The 16,134-nt window shown below is 63.6% G+C and carries 16 protein-coding genes; 9 read left to right on the plus strand and 7 right to left on the minus strand.

Features of this window, described 5'->3' with window-relative positions:
• Positions 1 to 19: 19 nt before the first annotated feature.
• Positions 20 to 1,225, minus strand: a complete 1,206-nt coding sequence (locus JQ617_RS12890; protein ID WP_212026824.1) for a L,D-transpeptidase — start codon at positions 1,223 to 1,225, stop codon at positions 20 to 22.
• Between the two features lie 369 nt (positions 1,226 to 1,594).
• On the opposite strand from JQ617_RS12890, the gene JQ617_RS12895 reads away from it, so the two are divergent.
• The gene (locus JQ617_RS12895) at positions 1,595 to 2,371 is read left to right on the plus strand and encodes a hypothetical protein (protein ID WP_212026612.1); all 777 of its coding nucleotides are present in this window, start codon (positions 1,595 to 1,597) and stop codon (positions 2,369 to 2,371) included.
• A 51-nt stretch (positions 2,372 to 2,422) separates the two neighbouring features.
• On the opposite strand, the gene sseA is transcribed toward JQ617_RS12895, so the two are convergent.
• From sseA to JQ617_RS12910, 3 genes are all read right to left on the minus strand, one after another.
• A complete protein-coding gene (sseA, locus tag JQ617_RS12900; RefSeq protein ID WP_212026613.1) occupies positions 2,423 to 3,277 on the minus strand; it encodes a 3-mercaptopyruvate sulfurtransferase in 855 nt (284 codons plus the stop codon).
• Between the two features lie 205 nt (positions 3,278 to 3,482).
• The gene (locus tag JQ617_RS12905; protein WP_212026614.1) at positions 3,483 to 3,896 is read right to left on the minus strand and encodes a rhodanese-like domain-containing protein; all 414 of its coding nucleotides are present in this window, start codon (positions 3,894 to 3,896) and stop codon (positions 3,483 to 3,485) included.
• 224 nt (positions 3,897 to 4,120) lie between these two features.
• The gene (locus tag JQ617_RS12910; protein ID WP_212026615.1) at positions 4,121 to 5,296 is read right to left on the minus strand and encodes a vWA domain-containing protein; all 1,176 of its coding nucleotides are present in this window, start codon (positions 5,294 to 5,296) and stop codon (positions 4,121 to 4,123) included.
• A 122-nt stretch (positions 5,297 to 5,418) separates the two neighbouring features.
• On the opposite strand from JQ617_RS12910, the gene JQ617_RS12915 reads away from it, so the two are divergent.
• The 7 genes from JQ617_RS12915 (at position 5,419) to JQ617_RS12945 (ending at position 11,044) form a co-directional block, all read left to right on the plus strand.
• Complete coding sequence (locus JQ617_RS12915; protein WP_212026616.1) at positions 5,419 to 5,664, plus strand: GlsB/YeaQ/YmgE family stress response membrane protein; 246 nt, start codon at positions 5,419 to 5,421, stop codon at positions 5,662 to 5,664.
• A 104-nt stretch (positions 5,665 to 5,768) separates the two neighbouring features.
• Positions 5,769 to 6,611 carry an AAA family ATPase gene (locus JQ617_RS12920; RefSeq protein WP_008140272.1) on the plus strand — a complete coding sequence of 281 codons (843 nt, stop codon included), beginning with the start codon at positions 5,769 to 5,771 and terminating at the stop codon, positions 6,609 to 6,611.
• A 1,006-nt stretch (positions 6,612 to 7,617) separates the two neighbouring features.
• Positions 7,618 to 8,232 carry a hypothetical protein gene (locus JQ617_RS12925; protein ID WP_212026617.1) on the plus strand — a complete coding sequence of 205 codons (615 nt, stop codon included), beginning with the start codon at positions 7,618 to 7,620 and terminating at the stop codon, positions 8,230 to 8,232.
• 163 nt (positions 8,233 to 8,395) lie between these two features.
• The gene (locus JQ617_RS12930) at positions 8,396 to 8,905 is read left to right on the plus strand and encodes a hypothetical protein (protein WP_212026618.1); all 510 of its coding nucleotides are present in this window, start codon (positions 8,396 to 8,398) and stop codon (positions 8,903 to 8,905) included.
• Positions 8,902 to 9,741 (plus strand): helix-turn-helix domain-containing protein, encoded by an 840-nt coding sequence (locus tag JQ617_RS12935; protein ID WP_212026619.1) that lies wholly within the window; start codon positions 8,902 to 8,904, stop codon positions 9,739 to 9,741. Before JQ617_RS12930 ends, JQ617_RS12935 begins: the two co-directional genes overlap by 4 nt.
• Before the next feature lie 7 nt (positions 9,742 to 9,748).
• The gene (locus JQ617_RS12940) at positions 9,749 to 10,378 is read left to right on the plus strand and encodes a hypothetical protein (RefSeq protein WP_212026620.1); all 630 of its coding nucleotides are present in this window, start codon (positions 9,749 to 9,751) and stop codon (positions 10,376 to 10,378) included.
• Positions 10,379 to 10,393: 15 nt separating this feature from the next.
• Entirely contained in the window at positions 10,394 to 11,044 is a 651-nt protein-coding gene (locus JQ617_RS12945) for an AsnC family protein (protein WP_212026621.1), read from the plus strand.
• Between the two features lie 531 nt (positions 11,045 to 11,575).
• Here the strand turns inward: JQ617_RS12945 and JQ617_RS12950 are convergent.
• Positions 11,576 to 12,328: a collagen-like protein gene (locus tag JQ617_RS12950; protein ID WP_212026622.1), complete on the minus strand. Its 753-nt coding sequence runs from the start codon at positions 12,326 to 12,328 to the stop codon at positions 11,576 to 11,578.
• A gap of 67 nt (positions 12,329 to 12,395) precedes the next feature.
• Between JQ617_RS12950 and JQ617_RS12955 the strand changes: the two genes are divergently transcribed.
• Positions 12,396 to 12,644: a hypothetical protein gene (locus JQ617_RS12955; RefSeq protein ID WP_212026623.1), complete on the plus strand. Its 249-nt coding sequence runs from the start codon at positions 12,396 to 12,398 to the stop codon at positions 12,642 to 12,644.
• Positions 12,645 to 12,713: 69 nt separating this feature from the next.
• Here JQ617_RS12955 and JQ617_RS12960 read toward each other — a convergent pair whose 3' ends face one another.
• Positions 12,714 to 14,351, minus strand: coding sequence for an MFS transporter (locus JQ617_RS12960; RefSeq protein WP_212026624.1), 1,638 nt, complete (start codon positions 14,349 to 14,351; stop codon positions 12,714 to 12,716).
• Positions 14,352 to 14,520: 169 nt separating this feature from the next.
• Positions 14,521 to 16,095 carry a DUF3300 domain-containing protein gene (locus JQ617_RS12965; protein ID WP_212026825.1) on the minus strand — a complete coding sequence of 525 codons (1,575 nt, stop codon included), beginning with the start codon at positions 16,093 to 16,095 and terminating at the stop codon, positions 14,521 to 14,523.
• Between the last annotated feature and the right edge of the window lie 39 nt (positions 16,096 to 16,134).

Genomic DNA, 16,134 nt, shown 5'->3' on the forward strand with positions numbered 1-16,134 from the left:
TTGATCTGGTTCGAAGCTCTTAGCGCACGGTGACCGGCGCGGGCAGCGGCGGCACCACCGTCGGCTGGGTGCCCGGAACGGGGCCAGCCTGGGCGGCCATCGGAGCCGGGCCAGCAGCAGGACCGGCCGCCGGCGCAGCGGATGCGGTCGCCGTTCCCGGCGGCGGGCCGCCCGGCATCACCACCACGCGGGTGCCGACCTTGACGCGGTCGAACAGGTCCGAGACGTCCTCGTTCAGCATGCCGATACAGCCCGACGACACGAACTTGCCGATCGTCGACGGCTGGTTGGTGCCGTGGATGCGGTAGACGGTCGAGCCGAGATACATCGCGCGGGCGCCGAGCGGATTGCCGGGGCCGCCGGCCATGAAGCGCGGCAGATAGGGCTGACGCTCGATCATCTCCGTCGGCGGATGCCAATCCGGCCACTCCGCCTTGCGGGTGATCTTCTGCACGCCGGTCCAGGTGAAGCCGTCGCGGCCGACGCGGACGCCGTAGCGGATCGCACGGCCGCCGCCGAGGACGTAATAGAGGTAGGTGTTGGGGGTATCGACCACGAGCGTGCCGGCCGGCTCCTTGGTCTGGAACGCGACTTCCTGGCGGCGCAAATTCTGCGGCAGCTGCGCCGGCGCAGCGTCGGGCTGCTCCTCGGGCGGCAGCGAAGCGATCGTCATCGGCCGGCCATCGGCGCCGACGGGCGGCTGTCCAGCCTGGACCGTTCCGGTTGCGGCGGGGCCACCGACCGCTTCCGGCGGACGCAGACCGTCACTGGCCGGAGCCTGTCCCTGCTGACCCGGACGATTGGCGTAGATCACCGGCGGCGGGCCGGCGGGGCGGCCATAGCGGGGATCGTCGGGCGACATCACCGGGCCCTGCGGAGCCGCCGAATAGACCGGCGGAGCGCCGGCGGGGCGGCCATAACGGGGATCATCCGGCGACATCACCGGCCCCTGCGGCGGGGCGGCGGAGTAGACCGGGGGTGCACCGGCCGGGCGGCCGTAGCGCGGATCGTCGACGGGACCGGGCGGCGGCAGCGCGGCCTGCGGCAGCGCGTCGTCGTCATCCTCCAGCGCGTCGAAATTCGGCGTGCGATCACCGGGGCGGTATTCGGCCGGGGCGCCATAGCTCGGCACCTGCTGGACCGGATAGCTCTGCGCCTGAGCGAGCGAGGTTCCCGCCGCAGCGACTGTTGCGGCAGCGCATATCGTCAGAAAGTGTTTGATCATCATCGCTCTTATATAGCCCCGGGGCCCCGTCCGGACCGTTAACGGCCAGATGGCCGAAGATAGCGGCACATTCAAGACATATCAGGCTGATTTGCGCCGGATTGGCCGATTTGTGATCCGCAAGACTACCGTTGCCCCGTTGCATCACGGGGCGGAAATCGCATCGTGCCCCCAATTGCCGGAGCTTCGGCCCCGATTTTTAGGGAATGACGCTGAATCGTTGCGATATGTTCGAATCAGCCTGATTCGCCTCCGCTTTGAGCTCCGATTCCCGCGTGGCGAACGCGGCAAGCTGTACCGTCACCGCGTTCAGATGGCTCTTGGGCCCTGGCCTCCACACCGCCGGGGCGGAAATTCGTAACCCGTCCGATGCTTCCGGGCTTTCGCTTCCTGTTTGCCGCGATCGTGCTGTCAACCTCCATCCTGGTGTTCGGCCTGGGCGCCGCCGCGCTGCTGCGGGCGACGCACGAGCAATATGTCAGCGCCCCCTCCTGGCGGAACGGCCCGCGGGAGCAGGTGTTCGCGCAAGCCTCCGAGCCGGCCCAGCCGGTGCTCGCGGTCTTGCGCGCCGAGCCTGACATGGCCGAGCCCGCACCGAACCTGCGCGACCAGGTGCCGACCATCGGACTGCCGGCAAGCGGGCCTGACCAGGTCGCCGCGCTGACAACCGAGGCCGACGCTCAGCCTCAGGTCAGCGAAGCCCCGGCTGACGCTTCGTCCGCCGAACCGGCCAAAACTGAGGCCAGCAAGACTGAGGCCACCGCGACCGACGCTACGGTGGAAGCCGCAGCGCCGACCGACACGCTCACCCCGGCCGACACCACGGCGTCGATCCCCGAAGCGAAGCCAGCGGCGACCGCCAGCGAGCCGGCGCCGGCCGGCGCCGACGCCGCCCTTGCCTCCGCGGCACTCGACGTTGCCACGGCCAAACTGGCGGCGCTGAACGCGCCCGCCACCACGACCACCAAGGATGCACCGCCGAAGGCCAAGGTGGACAGCGGCAAGGCCGACGACAAGGCGGCCAAGAAGGCAAAGGCGAAGAAGCGGCACCGCGTGGTGCGCCGTCCGCCGCCGCAGCAGTTGCAGCAGCAGCTCGATCCGTTCGGACAGCCGCAGGCATTTGCGACGACCGCGCGGACGCGCTGATCTTTCTTCGCCTCTCCCCGCTTGCGGGGAGAGGTCGGATCGCTCCTGCGATTACGCCGGGCCCGTCGCGATCGGCGGGCCTTTTTCCTGGCCCCATTCCGACCACGAGCCGTCGTAGAGCGCGGTGTCTGTCACGCCCAGGCGATACAGCGCGAGCGTCAGCACGCCGGCGGACACGCCGGAGCCGCAGCTCGTCACGATCGGCGCGTCGAGCTTGACGCCGGCGCCCGTGAAGGCGGCGCGCAGATCCTCGAGCGGCTTCATCTCGCCGGTCGCGGCATTGAACAGCAGATTGTAGGGCACGTTGCGCGCGCCGGGGATGTGACCGGAACGGATGCCCGCCCGCGGCTCGGGCGCGCGGCCCTCGAAACGGTCGGCGGCGCGCGCGTCGATCACCTGCTCGGCACGGCTTTCGACGTTGGCGACCAGCTGCTGCATGCTGCGCACGCGCTTCGCATCGAAGCTCGCCTTGAACGTTGCGCCCTTCGGCTTCACCTCGCCGCTCTCCACGGAGCGTCCCTCGGCGCGCCACTTCTTCAGGCCGCCATTGAGGATGCGCACATTGCCGTGGCCGAAAGCCAGGAACATCCACCATGCGCGCGGTGCGGCGACCCAGCCGCCGGCATCGTAGAGCACGACGGTGTCGGCGTTGGAGATGCCGAGATTGCCGATGTCGCGGCCGAACTGCTCCGCGCTCGGATACATGTGCGGCAGCGGGTTGGAATGATCCGACACCGCGTCGACATCGAAGAACGCCGCGCCCGGCAGATGCGCGGCGAGATAGTCGTCCTTCGGCAGCGGCAGCACGCCCGGCAGCTTGAAGCTGGCATCGAGCACCTTGACGTTGGCGTCGTTGATGTGGGCGGCGAGCCATTCGGTGGAGACGAGAGGGTCGGTGGCGGTCATTGGCTTTCCTTGCAGTCATTCCGAGGCGCGCGCAGTACGAGTGAGGTTGAAGCCGTGCGCGTCAAACTCTGCTGTCATCGCCCGGCTTGACCGGGCGATCCAGTAATCCGAGACGGTTGTGATTCAATCGATGGGCCGCGGCGTACTGGATTCCCCGCCTTCGCGGGGAATGACAGCACGGATTGGAGCGACATCGGAGCACCCCTCACCCCTTCTTCTTCGGCTCCCACTTCTCCGTCGGGCCGCCGGCGTCACGCCAGGCGGCGTAGCCGCCGGCGATGTGGGCGACGGGCTTGAGGCCCATGTCCTGCGCGGTCTTGGCCGCGAGCGCGGAGCGCAGGCCGCCGGCGCAATGGAAGACGAACTTCTTGTCCTCCTGGAAGACCGGCTTTGCGTAGGGGCTCTGCGGATCGATCCAGAATTCGAGCATGCCGCGGGTGCAGGCGAAGGCGCCGGGGATGCGGCCGTCGCGCTCGATCTCGCGGGGATCGCGGATGTCGACGATGACGACGTCGCCGTTCTTGGAGATCTCGATGGCGTCCTTGGCGTTGAGCGTCTCGATCTCGGCATTGGCCTCGTCGATCAGCGCCTTGATGCCGCGGGTGATGTTTTGGGGCATATGGTTCTCCCTCAATTCATTCGTAGCCGTTGTACGGCATCTGCTAGCCACAGTTTCGGTCTACCTCTCCCGCTTGCGGGGGAGGTCGCGGCGCGAAGCGACGCGGGTGGGGGCTCTCTCCTCTTGGGGAGTATCGCCCGTGGCGATACCCCCTCCCCAACCCTCCCCCGCAAGCGGGAGAGGGAGCACACTACCGTTGCCGATTGAGCCCGGCCTCGTCATGGTCAGTGCGTCAATTCCTTCATCGCAGCTTCGAGCCCTTCGATCGTGATCGGGTACATGCGGTTGGTGAAGATGCGCTTGATGATGGTGGTCGATTCCGAATAGTCCCAGTGCTTCTGCTGCACCGGGTTCAGCCACACCGCGTGCGGATAGGTGCGGATGATGCGGTCGAGCCAGATTGAGCCGGGCTCCTCGTTGACGTGCTCGACCGAGCCGCCGGGCACCATGATCTCGTAAGGCGACATCGAGGCGTCGCCGACGAAAACGACCTTGTAGTCGTGTGGGTATTTGTGCAGCACGTCCCAGGTCGGCGTGCGGTCGGTGAAGCGGCGCTTGTTCTGCTTCCAAACGCCTTCATAGAGGCAGTTGTGGAAGTAGAAATACTCCATGTGCTTGAACTCGCTCTTCGCCGCCGAGAACAGCTCCTCGACCTGCTCGATATGCGCGTCCATCGAGCCGCCGATGTCGAAGAACACCAACAGCTTCACCGCGTTGCGCCGCTCGGGGCGCATGTGCACGTCGAGATAGCCGTGATTGGCGGTCTCGCGGATGGTGGTGTCGAGATCGAGCTCGTCGGGCGCGCCGGTGCGCGCGAACTTGCGCAGGCGGCGCAGCGCCACCTTGATGTTGCGGATGCCGAGTTCGACATTGCCGTCGAGATCCTTGAACTCGCGCTTGTCCCACACCTTCACGGCGCGGTTGTTGCGGTTCTTCTCCTGGCCGATGCGCACGCCTTCGGGATTGTAGCCGTGTGCGCCGAACGGCGAGGTGCCCGCCGTGCCGATCCATTTCGAGCCGCCCTGGTGCCGCCCCTTCTGCTCCTCGAGGCGCTTCTTCAGGGTCTCCATGAGCTTGTCCCAGCCCATGGCCTCGATCTGCTTCTTCTCTTCCTCGGTGAGGTACTTTTCAGCGAGCTTCTTCAGCCACTCCTCGGGGATCTCCGCCTTCTCCATGGCGTCGAGCAGACTTTCCAGCCCCTTGAACACCGTGCCGAAGACGCGGTCGAACTTGTCGAGGTTGCGCTCGTCCTTCACCAGCGAGGCGCGCGACAGATAGTAGAAGTTCTCGACCGTGTAGTCCGCAAGGTCAGCGTCGAGCGCCTCCATCAGCGTGAGGTATTCGCGCAGCGTCACGGGGACCTGCGCATCGCGCAGAGAGGTGAAGAATTGCAGGAACATGGGTGACAGATTGCCCGTCGGCCGGCGAACGTCAAGGGGCGGAGCCCGGCGCTCTGCGCTGGACCGGGAGGCTTTTTGCACTAGAATTGGGGCCTCACGGGGTTGTTTTGGGGACGTTTGCAATGGGAATTCTCGCAGCACTCATCATCGGCGCGATCGCCGGCTGGCTTGCCGGCAAGATTGTCCATGGGGCGGGATTTGGGCTGATCGGCAACATCGTCGTCGGCATCATCGGCGCGCTGGTCGCGAGCTGGGTGCTGCCACAGCTGCATATCGCGCTCGCCACCGGCACGGTCGGCGCCATCGTGGATGCCACCATCGGCGCGGTGATTGTGCTGGTCATCCTTTCGCTGATAAGACGGGTCTGAAAGCCTGACCGAACCAGGAACGGCCGCCAAGCGCGGCCGTTCCCATGTCGCGACCGGGCCATGACATTGGCAATGCCCGGGATGACGACCAACAAGGACGCGCAATGAAATTTACCGGCACCAAGGATTATGTTGCGACCGACGATCTCAAGGTCGCCGTCAACGCCTCGATCGTGCTCGAGCGCCCGCTCCTCATCAAGGGCGAGCCCGGCACCGGCAAGACCGTGCTGGCCGAGGAAGTGGCGAAGGCGCTGAACGCGCCGCTTTTGACCTGGCACATCAAGTCCACCACCAAGGCGCAGCAGGGCCTCTACGAATACGACGCGGTGTCGCGCCTGCGCGACAGCCAGCTCGGCGATGCCCGCGTCTCCGACATCAAGAACTACATCAAGCGCGGCAAGCTGTGGGAAGCCTTCACCGCCGAGCAGCGCCCGGTGCTGCTGATCGACGAGATCGACAAGGCCGACATCGAATTCCCGAACGACCTGCTGCTCGAGCTCGACCGCATGGAATTCCATGTCTACGAGACCGGCGAGACGATCAAGGCCAAGCAGCGCCCGATCATGATGATCACCTCCAACAACGAGAAGGAGCTGCCGGACGCGTTCCTGCGCCGCTGCTTCTTCCACTACATCAAGTTCCCCGATGCCGACACGATGGGCCGCATCGTCGACGTCCACTTCCCCGGCATCAAGAAGCGCCTGGTGGAAGAAGCGCTGCGCATCTTCTTCGAGGTGCGCGAGGTGCCCGGCCTGAAGAAGAAGCCGTCGACGTCGGAGCTTCTGGACTGGCTCAAGCTGCTGCTCAACGAGGACATGAGCGTCGAGCAGTTGAGGGAAAGGGATCCGCGAAAACTGATCCCGCCGCTGCACGGCGCGCTGCTCAAGAACGAGCAGGACGTGCACCTGTTCGAGCGGCTGGCGTTTCTGAGCCGGCGGGAAGTGTAGGCTTCTCCTGTCCCGGACGCGCTGCAGCGTGCAACGCTGCTGCGCAGAGCCGGGACCCAGGAGGCGCCACGGTATACTGCGGATATATAGGCCCCGGCTCTGCAGCGCACCGCACCGGACGAATGCTTCGCATCGCCGGGGGCGATGCGGTGCGTCCGGGGCACGAGAGTGGCGGTAGCGTACAGTGCCGTAGGGTGGGCAAAGGCGCAAAGCGCCGTGCCCACGATCCGGTAATGACACGCACGATGCGTGGGCACGCTTCGCTTTGCCCACCCTACGATAGCGAGTGTGTCGCGTTCTCTCCACGTCATTGCGAGCGCAGCGAAGCAATCCAGAATGCCTCCGCGGAAAGACTCTGGATTGCTTCGCTGCGCTCGCAATGACGGAGCAAGCGGCATCGCCACAATCCTCCCACTCCCACCTCAATCACAGACACACCTTCGCATCCTCGCGGCTCAACTCGCCCGAGCTTTGCTTTATCTCTCTCCCTCTTCGAACAGAGGGCGCAGGGAAGGCCGGGTGCCGGCGGCACCCGCGGTCTGCTGCGCGAAGGTAGCGCAGAGAAACCGCACAACAGCATACAGGTGAAGCCCAACACACGGCCTTCCCTGCGCGATGGTCGGACGGCTTATGCCGTGCTCTCCCGGGAGCCGAACTTTCCCTCTGGCCTCCCTCGCCCCACGAATTGACGATGCCGTCTGCCCGGTTGGGCTCGCGCGCATCTCCGCGAAAGGCTTGACCGTAGCAACGACGGCCAGGACCACACGATACGTTGTCCAGCCCCATCACCACATAAAAAATGTCGGCTTTTCAATATGTTGGAAAAGCGATGGGCTTTCGCAGATCGCCCGTGAAGCACTCAGGCCCCAATTCAGAATAGGCCCAAGTAAGCCCAGTTAAGGCCAAATACCCCCACCAGGGCCCAAAAGCGCGTTCGCCTTCGCTTGCCAAGCTGCGGTCAGCGGATCAAGGCTGGCTGAAGATCGCAGTGCTCGCCGAGGGCACCATGGCAACGAACCTGCCGACGACCATCGCTAACGCTGAAGCTACGCTCCGAGAAGCGGACATGATCCGCATCATCGAGCACTGGCTCGATCTGGTCAGCGCGCTGCTGCGAACGGAAAACTCGCATCTGTACATGCAAGCCCGGTTGAAGACGATGGCCCGCCAAGACACGGTCCAGGCCGTCAAGGTGATCGGCTGGGCCAACGACGGCGTAGTAGATGCCCACGTCGCGTTGCTGCAGGTCGCAGCGGAGATGATCGACCATGGCGAGCAACTGCCAGCGACGATAGCGGGCTACGCCGTTCAGCATTTGGGCAAGCCGCCGATGCCTCGCCGCAAAGGACGAGACGCAGCTGATCACTGGCTGCGCGATCAGTGCATCGCCGTGCTTGTCGCACTGGCGGTCGAACGCTGGCATCCGCACCTGCCGACGACCCGCAACCGAGCCTCAAGATGGCCCTCCGCTTGTTCGCTGGTGAGCGGTGCGCTGATCAAGCGGCGGATCAATGTGAGCGAACGCCGGGTGGAAAAAATTGCTCGCGACCTTGCCGAGCTGATGCCCGCTCATCAGGCCTGGCGTGGGCTTCTTGCGTCCGCGCCAAGCTCCCGCATTTGATGCGGACGACATCCACCTGACACGGGCCTAAAAAACAGAACGCCGCCCTCGGCAAAAAGGAGCGGCGTTCTAAAACTCCGACCGGGTCACGATCGGGACAGTCCAGACCACAGTGTCCCACCAGTACGCCCGGCCTCGGAAAGATCAAGAGGGAACCGAGCCCATGGTGAGCACCAGCCCCATCCCAAATGCGCAGCCCGATCCAGGCGTAGATATCAAAACGCTAGAGGCGGGGCATTTTGGTAACGACCGCACCGTAGATGCCAACCCGTGCGATGATGCGCGATCTGGTAACGACACCACCATCGGCTTCATCCGAGTCCGCAAGCGCAACCTCAAAAGAGGGTGCAGCGGCCTTCCGATGTCCTCTCGCAGCTTCGACCTGGTGCGTTCGGTCCGTATCGACGGCAAGCCGCGCCACCGGTTCGTTCTCGGCCTCGGTTCGCAGAAACAATCAGTTACTGGCAGGATGGCGGCTTATTTTTTGCTGATCGCCAACAGCCGGATGGAGGCGCAAGGGCTGAATGGACCACAGCGGCGGTCTCTACTTACCGAATTGGTCCGGAAAGGAGCGCGACTACCGACAATTGCTGAATGCGAAGGGTGGAGTGTGGACGAATCTTGGAAGCCGCACGTTGATGACCTTGCCGCTTGGTTGAGGATTGCGCCATGACCAGCCTCACCAGCCGCCGCAGCAGTACGCGCAAATTGTTCGTCTGGCTCGATCAGGTCAGAGGGGACGCTGAGCTATCGCCGGTCGACTTCAAGGTCGCATACGAGATCGGGCAGCATTTCAATTCGCGGCACGGGGGTGCGGCCTGGCCGTCCAGCCTCACCATCGCGACCGGCATCGGTGTCGATAAAGCCACGGTGATCCGCGCGGTACGGAGGTTGCGCGAGCGCGGTCACTTGACAGTTGAACCGGGATGCGCAGGACGCGGGCATTCGAACCGCTACCGGATGTCGAGGCCCAAAATAAAAGGTGCACCAGCGCACCCTTTAGAACCAAATAAAAGGTGCACTGGAGCCTCGGAAAGGTGCACCACTGCACCTGAACCACTTAGAACCACCTATGGGGATGCTAAAGCATCCCCGATAGAGGGAGAGAGGGAGCGCTCGCGTGCGCTCGCTGTGACCCCCGCCCGCGCGCTCGCGCCTGTCGGCGGCGCGCCGGAAGAAAGCAAGGCGCTGATCGAAGATCGTTTCGGGGAACTGTGGTCGCTCTGGTCAGAGGCGCGCAGCTGGCCCGATAGCGCCCTCGACGAGTTCATCGCCCGTCGAAGTTTTGATCTCGCCTGCCGCGAGGCTCCGCCCGCCATCATCATCGCCTCCGCCAGCGCGTGGGTCGATGTCGTCGAGCCGCGCTACCTGCCGACGCTGAGCAAGTGGCTGCTCGGTCGCGGTTGGAATAAGCAGCCACCCGGCCGCCGTCAGCGCAACGGCGGCAAGGTGTCGGCCAGCGGGATCGGCTTTGGAATGAGCGAGCAGTTCCGGCGTGCCGGGCATTGAGGGGACTATGATGCGCAACGTCGTGCCCTTGCAGCCGCATCCCATCCATCCGTTGCGTTCGCTGAAACAATTTGCTGCCAAAGCCGACAGCATCGCCCGGCGCGACGCCCAGATCGAGGTGGATACTCTTCGAGAAAAAATGGAAGCGACGACAAGCCGCGAGGTGATCGACCAACTGATCGCCGACGCCAAGCGCAAAGTTGTGCTCGGCGAAAACGACAAAACTCTGCTGGCCTGGTGCGAGTCGGCGGTGAAAAGGTTTGACCCGGACGACGCCTATGAAACCGACGACGACGAGCGATATCGCCTCAAGCCGAGTGTGGTCGCCGCGCGCATTGCGGTGCTGGTTGGCGCGTTCCCGTCTGGCGCGCCGAGCGACCCCGCTGTGTATCTTAAGGTGATGATGGAGCACGTCTCCAGCGTCGAGACACTGAGCCTGCCTGCGCTCGACGCCGCGATCTGGGAGGCCATCGGCACCCTGAAATTTATTCCGTCTGTCAGCGAGCTGCTGGTGATCCTGAAGCGGCAGAACGAGCAATGGCGCAGGCGGCTGATGGCGATCCAGAGCATCGCCGAAGTATCGAGCTGGACCTTGAGCGAGATAGAGGCGCTGCAGGCCGAAGCAAGCAGGCAGTAAGAGGAGCGCGAAACGATGGATGATCGGGCCGAGGCACAGGCAACCTACGCATTTCTGACGGAGTTGGGTGACGGCGAGATCAGCGCCGCCAACGAAGCCTACGGCGCGCTGCGCGAGGGCGTCCACATCGCGGGCTACAGCTTCGAGCGCGCCTGCATCAAGTTGGAATGGTTGCTGAAGGAAGACCGATGGCGTCACATCGGTCATGGCTTCGACGATGTGAACCGGTTTCTCGACTGCATTCAGCTGGAGAACCTTCGCCTGGTCGTCGAACAGCGCAAGCGCATCACCAAGTTGATCAAGGCGTTGCAGCCTTCGGCCAGTAACCGCCGGATCGCGAAGGCGCTAGGAGTCGCTGAGGGCACCATCCGAAACGACACTGCGGCAGATTCCGCAGCCGTCAACAAAAAGCTGAACCAGATCAACGGCGAAAAAACGCCAACTGCGCAAAATTACGCACCCGACAAAAAAATACCGAACAATATCAATGAAGAAGATATGCCAAGTGGCGCTTGTGGACCACCCTCCACCGGAAATGCGGCACCGCCTGATCGGGGTGAAGCCCTCCCGCCGCCGCTGCAAATTGTGCTGGGATTGCTGCCGAAGCTGACCGACGCGGAATGCGCGGTGGTACGGCGGGCGCTCGACAATCGAAAGCCGGCCTGATGCTCCACCAGCGCCCGCCATCGCGTCCGCCGCAAGCCGCCGAGCAGAAGCGGCAGCGCCGACGCGAGCAGCAGCAGCGACATCGTGAGCGTCAGCGCCAAGATCGGCGGGGCTACCAGGTCGGACTCGATACAATCTAATGGTCTTGCTACGGCTGGCGCTCCCAGAACGCGGCTGACGACGATGGCGAGGTCGGCAGCGCCCTTCGGCGGCTACTTGTCGATGCCGCGCGAATTACCCAACGCAGTGATCGTGCGACGCGCCTGCTGCGCGACCCGGAGACCACCTTTCATTCAGCGTCTGAAAGACTGGCCTGCTCTTGTGTCGAATCTATTCGAGCAGCTGCTTCAGCAAATGATGGTCATTGACCATCATTTGGAAACTGCGCGACTCCCGCGATGCCTTAACTCTTGAGCGGCCCGACATCCGATCATTCGATGACGGCTTATTTTCAACGGCATCCGCAGCAATGGCGAATGTTCAGGGATCAGTGAGTCTCAATCGGCTCTCAGATTGATTACAAAGCCAATCTCAAATGGCGTCTTGGTGAAATTGATCGAACAGCCGCCGCAGTTCCAGCGGCGGGCCTTCCGTGCCGTCGTTCATGACGGGCGTTGCAGTGTAATCGGCCGGCTCGACCCGCCAACTCGCGATCTTCGCACCAGATGGCCCGCGTTCGCCGCGCTCGCCCCTAGGACCTTGGGGGCCTCTCTTTCCTTGCGAAGAAATCAGCTGCCATCCATCGCCAGGGCACGGACCCGGGTTGCTGCGGCAGGCGATGAAGGCTGCGCCATTCAACGCGACGATATCCAGTTGTGAGTACCGCTCACCGGCGGCATAGGTACCTCGCACGCGAGGCGAACGGCCGTCGAGGCCACCGGCTGCCACGCAGATCCAGTCGCTCTCCTCACAGGGAGGCTTGGCGGTATCACGCAGAGCCTGGAATGTCGCGCCTTGGTGGACGACCAACTGACCCTCGTAGTGGATTGCATTTTCCTCGTAAGGCTTGATGCGCGGGCCGTTCTTCTCCTCGATCAGCTTGCGCAACCTTCCCAGCCGCTCATCGATGGCTCGTTCTAGCTTGGTGAGAGCGTCGCCATAGGACGCTCGCGCTTCGGCCACCGCCGCTGATGCATTCGCCCTAACAGTCTCAAATGCGTCTTCGTGACGGGCTTTTACATCCGCCACGTCAGCAAGCATCTCGACTAGACACTCCTTCCAAACTTCCAGAAGATATCCTTGATGGCTCTCGCTCGGAACAACGTCGCGCTGGGCAATCGTCATCACTGCCTCCATTTCGTGTCGCGCCCGAGCAGTATAACATGCCGCGTCGAGCAAATGGAGCTACCTCATGAGTGATCCGGACACCTTAGGCTTTATCGCCCATATGGCCGACAAAGCCATCCAAAGAGAGATCGAACGCCGGATTCAAGTTGACGCAATCTCGAGCGGCGATGGTGGCGAACGGCTGCTGCTGTATCTGAGCATCATAAAACGTGCAGCGTTTAGGGCATTGCTGGAGTCTGAGAGGGCTGCAGGTGAACAGAGCTCAGCCCTAGTCAAACTAGCTGAGCAGAATATTTCTAACTCCAGGCACTGATCCAACTCACCCCTCTGAAGTGGTCGTCCTGCCCCCATGCAGCCAGGTCAGGCGCCCGGCGGAGGAATTTTATTCTTGGAGCAGCAGGGTCACACGCGGTAATTCATCACCGCGATGATAGGAGCGAGCCCGAGCTACGGCTTCGCTATCGGCAAGATTGAGGCGATCTATTCCTCGCTGCAACTCATGCCAATCACGGATGATAAATGTCTCCACCCAATGCATGGGATCACTGACGTCCCGCGACAGTGCCCACCCGACCGCCCCATCGCGATACCGAGACAGTCGAACGCCGGCCATGGCGGAGCGAAAGGCAGGGACATCGGACGGATCGATCCGATAGCTCACCGCGGCACGCAACCGATGCCGGGAGCTGAGCAGGAGCGGTCTGATCTCTTCGGCAATCGACAAGGCAGGCGGGTCTGTTATCGCTGAGGCCGACGGATCGTTGATCTCGGGCGGGAGATGTATCGCCCGCGTGAGAAGCGCAATCGCGCAGCCTGCAAGCCCCGCCGTCAGGATCGTTTCTGTCAGTCCGACACGATCGCCGAGCCAACCCCAAAAGATTGCTCCCAGGCCCATGCCACCATTGAAGACCGCCTGGTACAGTGCCAGCGCTCGGGCGCGCACCCAGGGCGCCGCCGCCAGCTGAACGGTTGCCTGCAGGTTAGAGGCGCCGATGATCCAGCCGGTGCCGAACACGAACAAGGCTGTATAAGCGGCCGTAGCACTGGGCACCACGGCAAGAGGCACCAATGCGAGGCCGCATAGGGTGCCGGCGAGAAGGATCAGGTTGTTGCGTGGAAACAGCCTGTTCAGCGCCGGCATCATCAAGCCGCCCAGCACCGCGCCGGTGCCGATGACGCCCATCATCAGGCCGTAGGACGCGGATGAAAGCCCCAGCACCTCGCGCACATACAATGGCAGCAGGGCCCAGATCGCACTCGCGCAACCGAAAAAAGCTGCCGAACGAACAAGCGTGCTGCGCACCACCGGCTCAGCCAGTGCATAGGCGAGGCCGACGCGCATTGCCGACCCCAGCGGTTCCGGCGGCACGTTGTTCGCCGCCTGCGTTCGCGGGAACGTCAGAAAGCCGCCGACCACCAGAGCAATGAAAGCGAAGGAGGCCGCGTTTGCTGAGAAAGCCGCAGCTGCGCCCCAGATTGCCAATAACAAGCCACCCAGCGCTGGCCCGATAGCCCGAGCGATATTGAACCCGACCGAATTTAGGACGAGTGCTTGTGGCAGCGATCGGCGCGGCACTGTCAGTGGCACGGACGCTGCCCATGCCGGACTATTCAATGCGGCACCTATGGCGAGGAGAACCGTCAGCCCCAGCAGCATTGCGGGATCGACGCGTCCCACGGCTGCGACGATCGCGAGGATAGCGGAGGCTGCCAACATCAAGATGTTTGTAATGATCAGCAGGCGCTTGCGGTCCATAACATCGGCGATGGCTCCGGCGGGAAGGGCGAGGAGCAGCACAGGCAACTGTGCCGCCGTCTGCACCAGGCTGACCATCATTGGGCTCGGTGCCAGATCCGTCATGATCCACGCGCTGGCGGCATTCTGGATCCAGGTACCCAGCGCAGACACCGCGTTGGCAAGCCACAGCCAGAGGAATGCGCGGCTCGCGAATGGTGCCCAGGCCGACGGGGGCGCCGCAAAATCAGGAGCGTTTGCGGTGCATTCATTTTGCGAGGACATCAGGATTCCGATTAGTCGGCGGTTGCGATCTCACGGGGGCGCCCGGAGGCCTACCTCGCGAGCTCAATTGGTGACAATCGGCAATTTGGCCCGGTCGCGACCTCACCTTCGCTGCCAACCGGCCCGGCAATCAAAGCGCATGGTCCGGGCCGGTCTCACAGCTCGATGCCTAGAAGTGACTTCTCCCCGCCGGTGGTGACTCAGCGGAGGACCTTGGTATGGTGCCTCCACCGCGGGTCCAACTCTCATAAGACCTGAACGTGAGGCCGAGCCGCTCATAATGGACGCGGAGGTAGCCGTCATTGCCGCGTGTCACTGCATCCGGTCTGACCTCCTGCACTTCCTGCGCGATCACTCCGACATAGGCCTTCTCGCTGCCATTGTACGCAAAGCGGTAATAGCCGAGACCATTATCGAGCCAACCGAGAAGCACAACGTCGTGCTTCAAGTTGATGTCCGACCGGCGTCCGCCGCCACCGCGGCCTCCGCCGCCGCCCCGGAACCCTCCACCGCCGCCTCCATGAAAACTCCGGCCACCGCCGCCCCGGAATGCTGCTGCACGGTGTCCGCCTCCTGCAAATCTTGCTGCGCCGCCACGCCCGGCGGCGGGTCTGAAATGGCCGGCCCGCGAGCCGCCGCGATGCGCAACGCGATTCCCGGGCCGCGCGTGTCGGCCGGCGCTGGAGCGATTGCGGGCCTGTCGGTTGCCTGCACCTCTGTTAGCTGCCGCCTGCCGGTTCGTCGCACGGCTGCGGTCGGCACGTTGCGAGCGGTCCCCGCGCTGCGCGCGGTCGCCTGCAACAGGACGATTGGTGGCATTTCCCAATCCCTGCCGCCCGCCTTGGGGGCGATTGGCGTTGCCGAATCTCTGCTGAAGGTTCGAGTTGTTGTAGCGGGCACCTTGGCGGTGCCTTGTGTCATGGCGCCAGTGCTCGACACGAGGCCCGCGGTTGATGTCGATCGCGCCGCCGCCCCAATTGACGCGACTGCCGCCCCACCATCCGCCACGTCCCCAATAGCCGCCCGTCGCCCATCGTCCGAGTGCGTAAGCCGCGCCGAAGGCCACGCCGGTCGCGATCAGGCCAGCTCCGATATAGCCGGGGTAACCCCAGTAATAGGGATATGCCGGATAGTCGGAGTAGGGCCAATCGCCGAACACGACCTGAGGTTCGTAATAGGGAACATAGATGCTGTCAGGCGCAGCCGGCTCGATGTAGATGAACTGCCTGTTCTGGTCCTCTCGAACGGTGACCTTCTGTTCATTCGTCGTCACCAGCTTCTTGCGGTCGTAAGCCTTCGAGCGCAGCCGTTGCACTGCATCCATGACGTCCTGCTGTTGCGCCAGGAAGGCCTCGCCGAGCTTCTGCGTCCATTCGAGCTGCTCGTTCATCATTTGCAGGACCGAGGGTGTCGCGATCAGGGCCTTGACGCTCGCATCCCATTCCTGCTTCTCGGCCGCGATCTTGAGAGCATCTCCCTTCAGCTCCTTGTTCTGGTCCAGCCAGCGCGCGGCGTGCACCACCTCGAGCGGATAGGTGGAGGCCATCAGCACGTTCGACAGCAGCGTGTCTGGATATAAGGCGATCGGAGCAACCAAGGCTTCCAGCTCCGCGGGCTTGAGGGTTCCTTGGTCGGGAACCGGTGCCGGCGCTGAACTCGTCGCCGCTGATGGCTGATCCGCCGTTTGCGCCATTGCTGGCAAGCCGATGCTGAGCGATGCAAGGATCGCTCCCGTGACGACCATTCTCGTTAAGAACTGCATGCGCTGGTCCTCCTTCTCTCC

The sequence above is a fragment of the Bradyrhizobium sp. KB893862 SZCCT0404 genome (assembly GCF_018130885.1).
Classification (GTDB): Bacteria; Pseudomonadota; Alphaproteobacteria; order Rhizobiales; family Xanthobacteraceae; genus Bradyrhizobium; species Bradyrhizobium stylosanthis.

Bases quoted from the DNA above. Each gene is read 5' to 3' on its own strand.
- JQ617_RS12930 (WP_212026618.1), top strand. From the start codon at position 8,396: ATGGTGAGCACCAGCCCCATCCCAAATGCGCAGCCCGATCCAGGCGTA.
- JQ617_RS12945 (WP_212026621.1), top strand. From the start codon at position 10,394: ATGGATGATCGGGCCGAGGCACAGGCAACCTACGCATTTCTGACGGAG.
- JQ617_RS12915 (WP_212026616.1), top strand. From the start codon at position 5,419: ATGGGAATTCTCGCAGCACTCATCATCGGCGCGATCGCCGGCTGGCTT.
- JQ617_RS12950 (WP_212026622.1), bottom strand. From the start codon at position 12,328: ATGACGATTGCCCAGCGCGACGTTGTTCCGAGCGAGAGCCATCAAGGA.
- JQ617_RS12895 (WP_212026612.1), top strand. From the start codon at position 1,595: ATGCTTCCGGGCTTTCGCTTCCTGTTTGCCGCGATCGTGCTGTCAACC.
- JQ617_RS12935 (WP_212026619.1), top strand. From the start codon at position 8,902: ATGACCAGCCTCACCAGCCGCCGCAGCAGTACGCGCAAATTGTTCGTC.
- JQ617_RS12965 (WP_212026825.1), bottom strand. From the start codon at position 16,095: ATGGTCGTCACGGGAGCGATCCTTGCATCGCTCAGCATCGGCTTGCCA.
- sseA (WP_212026613.1), bottom strand. From the start codon at position 3,277: ATGACCGCCACCGACCCTCTCGTCTCCACCGAATGGCTCGCCGCCCAC.
- JQ617_RS12905 (WP_212026614.1), bottom strand. From the start codon at position 3,896: ATGCCCCAAAACATCACCCGCGGCATCAAGGCGCTGATCGACGAGGCC.
- JQ617_RS12920 (WP_008140272.1), top strand. From the start codon at position 5,769: ATGAAATTTACCGGCACCAAGGATTATGTTGCGACCGACGATCTCAAG.
- JQ617_RS12910 (WP_212026615.1), bottom strand. From the start codon at position 5,296: ATGTTCCTGCAATTCTTCACCTCTCTGCGCGATGCGCAGGTCCCCGTG.
- JQ617_RS12940 (WP_212026620.1), top strand. From the start codon at position 9,749: ATGATGCGCAACGTCGTGCCCTTGCAGCCGCATCCCATCCATCCGTTG.
- JQ617_RS12955 (WP_212026623.1), top strand. From the start codon at position 12,396: ATGAGTGATCCGGACACCTTAGGCTTTATCGCCCATATGGCCGACAAA.
- JQ617_RS12925 (WP_212026617.1), top strand. From the start codon at position 7,618: ATGGCAACGAACCTGCCGACGACCATCGCTAACGCTGAAGCTACGCTC.
- JQ617_RS12960 (WP_212026624.1), bottom strand. From the start codon at position 14,351: ATGTCCTCGCAAAATGAATGCACCGCAAACGCTCCTGATTTTGCGGCG.
- JQ617_RS12890 (WP_212026824.1), bottom strand. From the start codon at position 1,225: ATGATCAAACACTTTCTGACGATATGCGCTGCCGCAACAGTCGCTGCG.